The following is a 13,188-nucleotide window of genomic DNA, read 5'->3' on the forward strand; positions in this document are numbered from 1 at the left end:
CTTCAGTTTTAATAATAAAGAAAAGATGAGGAGAGAAAACACATGAACAATGCATTTCCAAAAAACTTCCTATGGGGAGCATCCACCAGCGCGTATCAGGTCGAAGGCGCGGCACAAGAAGATGGGAAAGGCTTATCTCAGCAAGATGTCGTAAACAGTGAACGTCGCGAAAAATTCGGCTTTGCGGATGCCAGTGTGGCGAGTGATCACTACCATATGTACAAGGAAGATATTGCTTTATTCAAAGAAATGGGCTTTACTAGCTATCGCTTCTCGATTGCCTGGTCTCGAATTTTTCCAGATGGCGATGGCGAAGTGAATGAAGCGGGTGTCCAATTTTACCGGGACTTAATCAACGAATTGAAAGCAAACGGCATCGAACCAATCCCGACTTTGTATCATTATGACTTGCCTTGGCCATTGGTAGAGCGATACGGCGGCTGGCTGTCTCGTAAAGTTGTCGATGACTTTGCACGATTTGCGAAATATGTCATCAACGAGTTCAAAGATGATATCAAGTATTGGATTACTATTAATGAACAAAGTATCATCGTGCAGTATTGGACACAAAAATGCTATATTCTGCCAGAATATCAAGACAACAATCAATTGCGCTATCAGATCAATCATCATATGAACTTAGCACAGGCGCTTGCGTGCAAATATGTTCATGAGGTGGGAGGCTTAGCTGGTCCAGCTTTGGGTTATGCCCCTGTCTATGCTCGTACTTGTAAACCAGAGGATCAAATCGCGGCGTTGAACGCCAATGATCTGCGGAACACGTATTACTTGGATGTCTACTTCCGCGGCTACTACAATGTGGCAGCGTTGACTTACTTGCAGCAGCATGGCTTGGCGCCAGAGATGGAGGAAGGCGATGAGCAATTATTTGCTGAAAATTTGTCCGATTTCTTCGCGATTAACTACTATGACAGTCAATGTGCCCATGCTTGTCCAGAGGATATCACTGAGCACAGCTGGTCTGGTTATAATTTAACGGGTAAAAAAGGCGACATGTCCGGCTTTGAGACTCATCCTGGTTTTTATCAAATGTGTCCTAATCCAGAATTGAAGACGACTGACTGGGATTGGGCGATTGATCCTATTGGTTTGGAATATGTCTATCGTGATCTTTATACACGTTACCGCGTACCATTCATGATCACAGAAAACGGTTTAGGCGCCTACGATGAGCTGACACCAGATGGCAAAGTTCATGACGATTACCGTATCGACTACTTCCGTGAGCATATCCAAGCAACGAAACGTGCGATGGATCTCGGGGTTGAGGTTGTTGGATACATGCCGTGGTCAGCCCTTGATCTGCTGTCTACCAGCAATGGATACAAAAAGCGTTACGGCTTGATCTATGTTGATCGAACAGATGACGATGTGAAAGAGTGCAAGCGAATCAGAAAAGACTCGTTTTATTGGTACAAAGAGGTCATCGCCTCAAACGGAACGAAATTGGATTGATGAAGATGCTTTTACGAAATGTAATCTCTGTTCTGGGTTCTTCCCTCGTCGGTGTGGGTGTCGGGCTTTGTGTAGCGACGGGATTGGGGGCGGATGCCTTGGGTGTTTTGTGGGAAGGAATCGCCAAGCATTTGCCGATTACCGTCGGACAAGCTTCATTATTAGTCACTTGTACCTGTCTGATTATCGTCGCTTTGCTGGATAAAAAGGAGTTAGGTCTCGCGACCATTTTAAATCCCATCGCTACAAGTATTTTTACCGACGTGATTATCAATCAGATATCGCTGAATGTCGGAACAGGGGGAAAAGTGCTGATCGTTATCGTCGGGATTTCCTTTATCGGGATCGGTTCTGGAATTGCTGCGGCGACCAACGCGGGAAAAGAAGGGTACATTGCCCTTAGCTTTGCTTTAAGTAAACGACTGACGTTTGATCTAGCAAAGGTTCGGATGGGTCTTGACCTGATCTGCTTTGTGACAGGTATGATTTTAGGGGGGAAATTTATGATTGGGCCAATTATTGGTGTAATAATGATCGGTCCATTACTGAAAGCTACGAGTCAGTATTGTGGAAACAAGATGCAGCCGTTATTAGGTTGAATAGTAAAAGAGGAAACGGTTGATGTTATGTTCAATCGTTTTTCTTTTGTTCAAATAATAGTTGACCACTCAACTATTATTTGATAAATTAGTTGAGTGGTCAACTAATTTATTTTGAAAGTGGATGAGTCCTATGAAACGAAGTGTTGGACGTTTGATCTCGATTTTGTATCGAAAAAATCAAATTTATTTAAATGCGGCGATGAAGCCGTTAAACATTACAACCGCGGAACAGCCGATCTTGATGTATCTCTATCGACATGACGCGGTCACGCAGGAGGAAATCAGCGCCTATCTTCAAGTAGACAAGGCATTGACGACTCGAACCGTACAGTCTCTATTAGAAAAGGGCCTGGTTACGAAGGAAAAAGATGAAAAGGACAAACGCTGCAATAAGATCTCTTTAACTCAAAAAGGCTTGGATATGCGAGAAGCAATGATAGAGAAATTCTCCGGCTGGAACAAGATCGTGCTAGAGGGGATGGACGAAGCAAAGCAAGAGCTGCTTTTTGAGTTGTTGGAGGAAATGGTTGAAAAAACCGAGCAGCATGATTTAAAAGGAGGGTAAAAAATGGAGGCGGCAAATCCATTAGGAACTGAAAAAGTTTCAAAATTATTATGGCAATTCTCGATTCCAGCAATTATTGGTATGGTGGTTAACGCGTTGTATAACGTGGTGGATCGAATTTATATCGGACATGCTCCTGGGCTGGGGGCAAATGGTTTAGCAGGGATCACGATTGGTTTTCCGATCATGATCATTTTACTGTCGATTGGTATTTTGTTTGGAGTAGGCGGTGCGACACTTTTCTCCATGAAGCTGGGAGAAGGAAAAACGAAGGAAGCTGAGCTGGCACTGGGGAATGCTTTTTCACTGTTGATTATTAGCGGTCTTTTATTTATGCTGCTGGGGCATATTTTCCTATCACCGGTGTTGTCCGCATTTGGCGCTAGTGAAAAGATTTTACCGTTTGCCATGAGTTATATGCGGATCATCTTTTCTGGGGCGGTGTTCCAAATCGTCAGTATTGGTTTGAATAACTTTTTACGAGCAGATGGGCAACCAAAGTTAGCGATGATCACGATGTTCATGGGAGCTGGCGTAAATATCATTCTTGATCCAGTCTTCATCTACGTGTTGGATATGGGAATGGCCGGGGCGGCTCTAGCAACGATTTTGTCTCAATTTATTTCAATGGTTTGGATTTTGTCGTATTTCTTAAGTAAGCGAAGCCATCATCAGATTCAAGTAAAAAACATGCCGATCAAGCTTTCGATTGCCACAAGGATCACGGCGTTGGGAATGCCGAATTTTCTTTTACAGTTGGGGAACAGTGTGTTGAATGTCGTGCTGAATATGACGCTTTTAAGCTATGGAGGCGATATTGCGGTATCCGGTATGGGAATCGTAAATAGTATTCAAACGATTTTATTGATGCCGATCACGGGATTGGTCCAAGGGGCTCAGCCGATCGTCAGCTTTAACTTTGGTGCGAAGAAATTTCAACGTGTAAGAGAAACTCAAAAGTATGCGATTACGATCGCGACGATCATTGTTTTACTAGGCTGGTTAGCGACTCGATTCATGCCAGAACAATTGGTGCGTTTATTTAATAATGAGCCGGAATTACTCGCCTTTGGCGCGAAAGCTCTTCAAACATGGTTTCTATTCTTACCTGTTATTGGTTTTCAAATCGTTGCGTCGAATTTCTTCCAAGCGACGGGACGGACGCGTTCAGCTATTTTCTTAACCTTGACGCGTCAAATCATCTTATTGATTCCGGCGATTTTGCTGTTCTCTCAAACTTGGGGAATGGATGGGCTGCTTCATGCGGCGCCTTTCGCTGATGCATGTGCAGCTCTTTTGACGGGTGTCTTCTATATCGGCGGAATCAAACGATTAGCCAGAGAAGAATCCAATTTAAAAGAGTTAAATTACGAAGCAGAATAAGCAACGAAGGGTGTGCCGATTACTTTTGGCACACCTTTTTGTTTACAAAGATAAGGGTTGCGTCGAATTTAGCCTATATTTTTATCAAAAGAAAGGACTATAATTAAGTCGGAGGATCGTAGGTAGAAAACAGGAGGGAAAACAATGTTAGTGGTGAACGCGATTGAAAGAGCACATGTCGACTCGATTCCCTTGTTATTCGGCGCTGTGGGGCTCGGTGTTTTACTGATCAGTCTGCAACCCTATACGGGTGGTATCGGTTATCGGGGGATTGCTTTTCTCTGCTATGGGAAACGCATCTGGCAATTTTCCAATCGCTTGTTTGGCAGCTTATTTTTCACTGCATCGATGATTCTGTATTTGTGGTTCAAATTTGGCGAACCTTCTGCCAGTAACAAGGTAATTTGCGTCTTCGTTGCATGCGTACTTTGTATCCTCGTTAGCGACGGTGTGACGTTATATCTCAAAAAATGTGATTGACAAAAAGAAAAAAACGTTTTAAAATAGTTAGCATGGTAACTATCTAAGGAGAGAATTGTATGAATGAGCCAGAAACGATTGGTTTTGAGGTTAGAGAATTATCCCTTTTGATTGCTCGACATATTGAAAAAATGAGTGACGGCGGCCATATTAGAGGACCGCAGGGATTTGCTTTAGGCTATTTAGTCAATAATCGCGACAAGGAAATTTATCAGAAAGATTTAGAAGAGCGGCTATCAATTCGAAAACCTACGGCCAGTAATTTAGTAGACCGGATGATTAAGAATGGTTTTTTGACGACAGCGCCTTCGCAAAAGGATAAACGACTGAAGCAACTGATCGTCACGGAAAAAGCCATTCAAACGACGATTGAGATAGAAAAGCACATTGAAGAGGTCGAAAATATTTTGAAGCAGGATGTTTCAGAAGAAGAAATTACACAATTTTTCGCCACAATGCAAAAGTTCAAAAAAAATATTCAGCAATAATCTGGTTGCTTTAGCGATCAGATTTCTATTTCCACTAATAGTTAGCATGCTAATTACAAGTTTTTTTACTGGAATTTATACAACAAGCAAGGAGGTCTCTTATGATACAACTAATAAAACGAACCAACGCAAAAGAACGATTGCTGGTATTAGCCAGTGTACTATTTATCGTCGGACAAGTCTGGATGGATTTGAAGGTCCCGGATTATATGTCGCAAATCACCACCTTATTGCAAACGCCTAACACCGCCATCAGTGAAATTTTGAAACCGGGCGGCTGGATGATTTTACTTTCTCTAATGAGCTTTGTTTTTTCTTCTATTGTCGGTTTATTCGCCGCGAAGCTAGCCGCGAGCTTAACTTGCCGCCTACGTCAAGAGATGTTTGGACAAGTAATGGATTATTCCACGTATGAGATTCAGCAATTCTCGATCCCCAGTTTAACGACTCGGACAACCAATGATTTAACGCAAATTCAACAGGTAGTCGCGATGGGGCTGCAAGTAATGATCAAAGGACCTATCACGGCGGTCTGGGCGGTATTGAAAATTGCCGGAAAAAATTGGCAGTGGACCACTACGACAGGAGTTGCTGTTTTGATCCTATTGATTATGCTATCGATCGTTTTGACACTAGTGCAGCCGCGCTTTGCAAAAGTGCAGCAATTAACCGATAAAGTTAACAGTATTACACGGGAAAATCTAACGGGTCTGCGAGTGGTCCGAGCATATAACGCAGAAGACTATCAAGAAGAGAAATTCGAGAAGGCCAATCAAGATCTCACAGCAACGAATTTATTCGCGGGTCGCGTAATGGCATTGCTGAGTCCGGGAATGAGCCTGATTTCAGGCGGACTGACACTAGCGGTCTATTGGATCGGTGCTTACATGATTCAACAAGCGCAAGGGGGACTAAAGCTTTCCTTGTTCAGTGATATGATCGTCTTTTCTTCTTATGCGATGCAGGTAGTAATGAGCTTTGTTTTAATGTCGATGATTTTTATGATCTTACCTCGAGCGACCGTATCCGCTAGACGGATCAACGAAGTTTTAACGAAAGAATCCTCCGTTGAATTTCCAACGGAAGGCGAGAAAACACAACCGGAGATCAAAGGAACCGTAGAATTCGATCATGTATCATTCAGCTATCCGGATGCTTCTGAACCTGTGATTCATGACATCAGCTTTAAGGCCGATCAGGGGGATACAGTTGCCTTTATCGGTTCGACCGGCAGCGGAAAAAGTACAATCCTGAATTTGATTCCTCGCTTTTATGAAACAACCGAAGGAAATATTTCAATTGATGGACAGCCGATCAATACGTATAGTCACGTGAATTTAAATGATATTGTCGGCTACATTCCCCAAAAGCCAATTTTATTTAGCGGAACGATCCAGTCGAATCTTGATTTTGGAACCAGCGGTAATCAGCCGCTGAATGAAGAAAAAATGCAGGAAGCCTTGTCCATTGCACAGGCTAGTGAATTTGTGAATGAAAAAGAGGGCAAGCTGAAGAGTCCGGTCGCTCAAAACGGCAGCAATTTCTCCGGTGGACAGAAGCAGCGTCTAGCAATTGCTCGTGTGATCGCAAGACAGCCAGAAATTCTATTATTCGATGATTCCTTTTCTGCGCTAGATTACAAAACGGATAAAAAATTACGACAGGTACTAAAAGAAAAATTAGCTGATACGACAAAACTGATTGTTGCTCAACGAATCAGTACGATCATGGATGCGGATCAGATCCTTGTTTTGGATGAAGGACGAATCGTCGGACAAGGAACCCACGACGAATTATTGGCGACCAACTCCGTCTATCAAGAGATTGCGTATTCACAGCTGTCGAAGGAGGAATTAGTTAATGGATAATACATTGGAAAATATTCAAACACAACCAAAGGCACATCCTTTGCGCAAAAATATTTTAAACGCGTTGAATCAATACAAATGGCCGCTGATTTTAGCGATCATCTTTGCAACGATCGGGAGTATCACACAAATCGTCGGACCGAATCGATTAAGTGAAATTACAGATTTGATTACTCAAGGCCTGCGAGGATCGATCAATCTCACACAAATCAGCCACATTGGCTTAAGTTTAGTTCTATTATATGTAATCGGTGCGGTTCTCTCTTATTTTCAAGGCTTCATCGTAGCGACAGTAACACAACGCTTTTCAAAACAAATGCGTCGTCAGATATCGGAAAAGATTAATGCTGTGCCGTTGAATTATTTTGATTCTCACAGTCAGGGGGATACCTTGAGTCGTGTGACCAATGACCTAGATACAGTGAGCCAATCCTTGAATCAAAGCTTGAGCTCCTTGTTTCCATCAATCACGCTTTTTATCGGTTGTCTGATCATGATGTTTCGAACAAATCTTATATTAACAATCACCTCAGTCATTTCTGTTCTATTAGGCTTTTTATTCATGGCGGTCATTATGGCTAAATCCCAAGTCCATTTTAATCAGCAACAGGAAAAGCTTGCGAATATCAGCGGCTTTGCTGAAGAGGCGTATTCTGGACAACAGGTCATTAATGCATACAGTGCCGCAGAGGATATGAAGACTGAGTTTGGTGAGATGAATCAGGATTTTTATGGCAGTGTGTGGAAGGCACAATTCTTATCTGGGATCATGCAGCCGTTAATGGGCTTTATCGGAAATTTTGGGTATGTTGCAGTCTGCGTAGTTGGCGCTGTTTTAGCTCTGAGAGGCGACATCACTCTTGGAGTGATCGTCGCGTTTACTGTCTATATCCGCTTGTTTTCACAGCCGCTATCACAGTTGGCGCAAGCTTTTTCGAATCTGCAGTCGGCGGCAGCGGCAATGAATCGTGTGTTTGAATTTTTAGCCGAAGAGGAATTGGCTGATGAATCAGAAAAAATAACCAAATTACGGAAGCCGGAAGGCAATATTCGCTTCGAGAATGTCAGCTTTGGCTATGAAAAAGAACGAACGATCATTCATCATTTCAGTGTCGAAGCGAAGGCGGGTCAAAAAATCGCGATTGTTGGTCCAACTGGAGCAGGGAAGACAACGATCGTTAATCTGCTGATGCGCTTTTACGAAACCAATCATGGAGAGATTATAATTGATGGTGTGTCCACAAAGGATATGACGCGAGAAGAGGTCCACGACCAATTTTGTATGGTATTGCAGGATACTTGGCTATTTGAAGGAACGATCAAAGAAAATCTGATTTACAATCAGCAGCATGTTACCGACGAAGCGGTGGTAAAGGCGTGTAAAGCAGTAGGGATTGATCACTTTATCCGAACACTGCCGAAGGGCTATGATACTTATCTAGATGATAGTGTGAGCTTATCTGTTGGACAAAAACAATTATTGACGATTGCTCGTGCGATCATAAAAGACGCACCGATGCTGATTCTAGATGAGGCCACTAGTTCTGTGGATACCCGAACAGAGGAGTTGATTCAAGCAGCGATGGATCAATTAATGAATAATCGAACTTCCTTCGTCATCGCTCATCGACTATCCACCATTCGAAATGCGGATCTGATTTTAGTCATGAAAGAAGGAAACATTATCGAGCAAGGGAACCATGAAGAGCTGATGGATGAACAAGGCTTTTACGCTGACCTATACAATAGTCAGTTTGAGAAAGAACAGCTTGTTTAATAATTGAAAAAAAGGTACTGGGAATCCTCGGATTCTTAGTACCTTTTTTTGCAGTACTCAGGGCAAAAGACAGCATTAAATAGAATGATTACAGGGAAATTAGTTAGAAAAAGGGTTTACACAGATTAAAAACAGAAATACCTATTACAGATAATCAGAAAACGTTATTTTTTATTCAAAAAAAGAGTATTCATATCTTTATTTATAGTATGGACAAGAAAATAAAATACCACTATTCTTTTGCTTAAAAAAACAATGATAAAAGAATAAATAAAACGGATAAGCAATTCATTTAAATATATAGCTTGTTGAAAAATAAATAAATATTTTGATTGAGGAATAAATAGCTATTTTTATAGTTATTTCAAGTCATTTGTAGCGTGTTGAAACGCTGGTTTCATGGTGATATTATCATTTTGTAGAGGAGCAGATTCGCTTAAAAATAGTCAGTCAATCAATTAATTGATAATTTCTATTTAGAGAATTTTAATTGTGATAGTCAAAAAAAACTGTATAAAATAACGTAATTTAAATAACTTTAAAATGGATGTTGGCCTTTTTGTAAATTAGAGGGATGTTTTTTATAAAAGTGTTGAATATAGAATGACTGTTACATAAAAAAGCACAGGATGGGAATGAGAGGGAACGGGGGACGAATCATGAAATGGAAGAGAACAAGGTTGTTGGTAGTATTGTTGGTGTTTCTTTCAATGCTTACAGATGTTTTGAAATGTGGCAAATTAGTGTCTGCAAGTACAGATACAGTGGTTTTAGTTGATAATGATATTGTCAAACTGACCTATGAGGCGGAAAAAGAGAAGGGACGCACGATTTTTCGTGTGAAAACAGAATCAAAAGGAACAGAGCTGCAACGTTTGAAGCTTCAATTCTTGGTTAATCATAAAGCAGTTGATTACCCTAAGATCAATGGAATGACAGAAACGGAAGGCTGGTTGATCGAAGAAGAATTTGAGAAACAATCCAAACAGGAAATTGTTCTTTATTTACCGAAAAACGAAATAGAAGGTCAACTATATGCCCAAGTTGATCGCAAAGAGGACATGGGGATTAATGAGAATGTTTGGAGCAACAAGGAACCCTACATACTGAAAGGCAAGGAAGAAAAAACAACTTCTTCTGTGTCTGAAAAAAAAGAGTCTAAAAACACAGAAACAAATTCTTCGAAAGAGGGAAAGCAAGAGCCGGAAGATGCGTTGAATACATTGCAAGCAGGGCCTCCATTAACTAGATTAGCCGCTAGTCGTGCGAATGCGGCTCTGTATGAGACAAAAACAACAGAATATACGGATAATCAAACAGAAGGAAGATACCCAACGCCGAACTGGAGACCAGTCGGGCAAGACAATGTTCTCAATCATCAAGGTGGTTTGAGCGGCTCTAGTGGCTGGGATGGGGTAACAAGTTGGGACACTTCGAATGATGATCATTCAAAATCGTACATTCATTATGGCGATCCAGACAATGCGAATATTTCGATGCGAAAGTACGCGCAGGAAACGGAAAATGAAAATGAATTCAAAGTACGCCTGAATGTAAAAGGAAACACGACATACAATCCAGGTGTAGATGTCGTGTTCTTGTTAGATAATTCAGCTTCGATGCTCCGACGTTTAAGTAGTACAGGAAATAGTATAAAAAATGATTCTGTTTCGGCTTTGGATAAAATAGTAACCGAATTAGCTAAAGCGGCGAAACCATCAGAAAATAATATTAGAGTGGGAGCCCATGTGTTCAATTGCTATACACCCGCTTATTTAAGCAGCACTGGGACCTTCCCATTATCAAATAATCCCGATGATTGGCAGAGAATGAAAAATGGGTATGCCAGTTTACGCGCGGATGGAGCTACTTTTACTCAAAGAGGATTGTTCCACGCAAGAGATCTATTTGATGATGCTCCGCAATTAGAAATGAATCGGCATAAATTATTATTCATTTTAACAGACGGCGCCCCTAATAGAAGCTATTATCCACAAACGGGAGTAATAAACAATGATCTTTATTACGATAAAGTCTATACAAGCAACTATTTTGAAACAGGGGTAAAGCCTAATTACAAGATAGGAAGTCACATAAATTCTAGGGGAGATACAACGAAGTTTGATGCATCTTATGCACTCTATGGGTTAAATGGTAGAGTGTCAATCAATAGCCATTTAACAATTGCGAACTCTTCTGCAGCTGACTTAAAAAATAGCGGTATTGAAATCCATTCGTTGGCTTTAGGAATATATCCCGATAGAGAACTAGGGGAACAGCATACACAGGCGGAATTGATTAAAGGGTTATACAAAATGGCGTCAAAAAAGGCCAATGCGAATCCTTCGTCTGACACAGCAGCGGACTATCATTTCTATCATATGGAGCAAACCGATCAGATGACGGAGTATTTCAAAAAGTGGTATCAAACGATTATTCGGACGGTTGATAAAGGTGTGATCCAAGACCCGCTAGGAGATATGGTAGAACTAGTGGGTGAGCCAATAATTCGGCAAGTAAGTAATGGTGCGGAAGCTATTGCTTCCAGTGACATGGCGATAGTATCTCCTTCAGCGGACAGGAAACAAATCAATGTGACGAATATCAATTTGACAGCTAAGCAAGAAATCGAAGTAGAATACAAAGTTCGCTTGAAGACAGAAGCAGATGGCTTTATCCCAGGTAAGTGGTATCCTGCAAACAAAAAGACGGTCTTGCTTCCTACCCCGGAGCGAACGGTTGATGAATTAGATTTTGGGGTTCCGTCTGTTCGAGCGGTGGAGGATGATTTTGCAATCCAAGCAAAAAAGCAATGGTCGAATGATGACGATAACAAATGGAACACAAGAAAGACTATTGATATCGTATTGGAAAAGAAAAAAGCAGATAATTCATGGGAAAAAATTCAAGAAAAAACTTTGACAGAAACCAATGGCTGGGAAACAACTTTTGATGTAGTGGCGAGGGAAGGAACCTACCGAGTGAGAGAGAAGACTCGAATCACCGGATATGATGAACCTACCTATAGTCATTCGACATTTACGTACAGCTCTATCGGAAATGATAAGACTGTGACGGTTACAAATAAGCTGCTAAAACGAGACTTTAGTTTTAAGAAAGTCAAAGAAGATGGAACCACAACGTTTTCAGGAACAGATTTGCCAAAATTTAAGGTCTATCACAAAGAAAGTAAGGAAGTGATTGCAGAAAATCTTGAACCCAATAGTTCCGGAGAGGTAAAAGTCCAAGGCTTGCCAATCGGTGAATACGTTGTAGAAGAAACAAGCGTTCCAGACGGGTACAAAAAAATGGCGGATTTTACAATTGAAGTGACTGAGTACATGAATTCTCCGATTCTAGAGACGACAGTTGATGGAAAAACAAGCCATACAGTATCCAATAAGCTAATAGCGGATTTCATAATTCCTGTAAAGAAACAATGGTCTGACCGTCGTGGAGAAACAGAGAATTTTTGGAAGATGCGAGAAGCTGTTACAGCAATTTTGCAAAGAAAAGATGGCGATTCATGGAATGACCTTCATCGAATCACTTTAACTTCAGCAACTTCTTGGAAAGGAACATTTCCGGCTGTTGAAGGAGGTAGCGGGATTCAATATCGTGTCATTGAAAAAATTGGGAATAACGACAAGGTTGCCGGTTATGGTGAACCTGTTTATAGTCAAACAGCCTTTACTTCCGAGAACCTTCAAGCGGAAGAAATCGTGATGACTAACAAGCTGTTGACAACAGATTACAGCTTCAAAAAAGTTGGAGATGATGGAAGAACCCCAATTACGGGAAATGAAAGTGAACGACCAAAATTCACGGTCACACATGTTGGAAAAAACATTGAAGTAATGAAAGATGTTGTCGCTACAACAGATGGTACCGTGACATTTACTGGTCTGCCGATCGGAACGTATCGAGTGGAGGAAACATTCGTTCCGGTAGGATATAAAGCTGCAGCTGACTTTTTGATCGAAGTCACCGAAAAAGCAGACGGGGCTGGACTTGTGGCTAGAGTGGACGGTAATGAAGGCAGTGTTACTGTTGTTAACAGGTTAAATGATTTTGAGTTGATTATTGACAAGCTGGATGATCAGAATCATTCTCTTGAAGGAGCGACCTTTAAGCTAGTAGGAGCAGGAACGAACTATGAGAAGACTCTTTCTACAGGGGCACGCTTTCTATTTACTGGACTAAAACCAGGAACTTATTTTCTGGAAGAAGTTACGCCGCCTACTAGTTATCAGGGATTGAAAGACCGAATATTGATCGATATTATGGGAAATGGCGTCGTGATAGTCGGAAAAGATCCATTACTCACATCCGTTGCCAGTGAACTTGGTGTTTCTGGAAATACGATCCACTTGAAAATCAAAAATACACCGATTGCAGGCAATTTGCCATTTACAGGAAGCTTTGGCACAGGCAGGACCTCTTTGTTAGCGATGTGCTTCATTATAGGTGGGATTATTTTAGGCATCGTCTATATTCTATTTACTAGAAAGAATGACGCATTCCGTAAGTAAATTATAAGAGAAGCAGT

General features: G+C 41.3%; 9 protein-coding genes. All 9 read left to right on the plus strand.

What is annotated here, in order from left to right; translation table 11 throughout:
- Positions 1–42: 42 nt before the first annotated feature.
- The 9 genes from RV13_RS00415 to RV13_RS00455 all read left to right on the plus strand — a co-directional run bounded on the left by RV13_RS00415 (position 43) and on the right by RV13_RS00455 (position 13,171).
- Positions 43–1,476 (plus strand): glycoside hydrolase family 1 protein, encoded by a 1,434-nt coding sequence (locus RV13_RS00415; RefSeq protein ID WP_060789267.1) that lies wholly within the window; start codon positions 43–45, stop codon positions 1,474–1,476.
- Positions 1,476–2,075, plus strand: coding sequence for a YczE/YyaS/YitT family protein (locus tag RV13_RS00420; protein ID WP_010745123.1), 600 nt, complete (start codon positions 1,476–1,478; stop codon positions 2,073–2,075). The genes RV13_RS00415 and RV13_RS00420 overlap by 1 nt, the downstream gene beginning before the upstream one ends.
- A 133-nt stretch (positions 2,076–2,208) precedes the next feature.
- Positions 2,209–2,643 carry a MarR family winged helix-turn-helix transcriptional regulator gene (locus RV13_RS00425; RefSeq protein WP_010745124.1) on the plus strand — a complete coding sequence of 145 codons (435 nt, stop codon included), beginning with the start codon at positions 2,209–2,211 and terminating at the stop codon, positions 2,641–2,643.
- Between the two features lie 3 nt (positions 2,644–2,646).
- A complete protein-coding gene (locus RV13_RS00430; protein WP_010745125.1) occupies positions 2,647–4,026 on the plus strand; it encodes an MATE family efflux transporter in 1,380 nt (459 codons plus the stop codon).
- A 144-nt stretch (positions 4,027–4,170) separates the two neighbouring features.
- On the plus strand, positions 4,171–4,506 hold the full coding sequence (locus RV13_RS00435) for a hypothetical protein (protein ID WP_010745126.1): 336 nt from the start codon (positions 4,171–4,173) through the stop codon (positions 4,504–4,506).
- A 59-nt stretch (positions 4,507–4,565) separates the two neighbouring features.
- On the plus strand, positions 4,566–4,994 hold the full coding sequence (locus tag RV13_RS00440) for a MarR family winged helix-turn-helix transcriptional regulator (RefSeq protein WP_028020634.1): 429 nt from the start codon (positions 4,566–4,568) through the stop codon (positions 4,992–4,994).
- Between the two features lie 101 nt (positions 4,995–5,095).
- A complete protein-coding gene (locus RV13_RS00445; RefSeq protein WP_010745128.1) occupies positions 5,096–6,862 on the plus strand; it encodes an ABC transporter ATP-binding protein in 1,767 nt (588 codons plus the stop codon).
- Positions 6,855–8,639: an ABC transporter ATP-binding protein gene (locus tag RV13_RS00450; protein WP_028020633.1), complete on the plus strand. Its 1,785-nt coding sequence runs from the start codon at positions 6,855–6,857 to the stop codon at positions 8,637–8,639. The genes RV13_RS00445 and RV13_RS00450 overlap by 8 nt, the downstream gene beginning before the upstream one ends.
- A 659-nt stretch (positions 8,640–9,298) precedes the next feature.
- Positions 9,299–13,171, plus strand: coding sequence for a VWA domain-containing protein (locus tag RV13_RS00455; protein ID WP_167325161.1), 3,873 nt, complete (start codon positions 9,299–9,301; stop codon positions 13,169–13,171).
- Positions 13,172–13,188 lie beyond the last annotated feature (17 nt).

It is taken from the genome of Enterococcus raffinosus (assembly GCF_001886185.1).
In the GTDB taxonomy this organism is placed as follows: Bacteria; Bacillota; Bacilli; order Lactobacillales; family Enterococcaceae; genus Enterococcus_A; species Enterococcus_A raffinosus.

Bases quoted from the DNA above. Each gene is read 5' to 3' on its own strand.
- RV13_RS00425 (WP_010745124.1), top strand. From the start codon at position 2,209: ATGAAACGAAGTGTTGGACGTTTGATCTCGATTTTGTATCGAAAAAAT.
- RV13_RS00420 (WP_010745123.1), top strand. From the start codon at position 1,476: ATGAAGATGCTTTTACGAAATGTAATCTCTGTTCTGGGTTCTTCCCTC.
- RV13_RS00445 (WP_010745128.1), top strand. From the start codon at position 5,096: ATGATACAACTAATAAAACGAACCAACGCAAAAGAACGATTGCTGGTA.
- RV13_RS00435 (WP_010745126.1), top strand. From the start codon at position 4,171: ATGTTAGTGGTGAACGCGATTGAAAGAGCACATGTCGACTCGATTCCC.
- RV13_RS00430 (WP_010745125.1), top strand. From the start codon at position 2,647: ATGGAGGCGGCAAATCCATTAGGAACTGAAAAAGTTTCAAAATTATTA.
- RV13_RS00450 (WP_028020633.1), top strand. From the start codon at position 6,855: ATGGATAATACATTGGAAAATATTCAAACACAACCAAAGGCACATCCT.
- RV13_RS00455 (WP_167325161.1), top strand. From the start codon at position 9,299: ATGAAATGGAAGAGAACAAGGTTGTTGGTAGTATTGTTGGTGTTTCTT.
- RV13_RS00440 (WP_028020634.1), top strand. From the start codon at position 4,566: ATGAATGAGCCAGAAACGATTGGTTTTGAGGTTAGAGAATTATCCCTT.
- RV13_RS00415 (WP_060789267.1), top strand. From the start codon at position 43: ATGAACAATGCATTTCCAAAAAACTTCCTATGGGGAGCATCCACCAGC.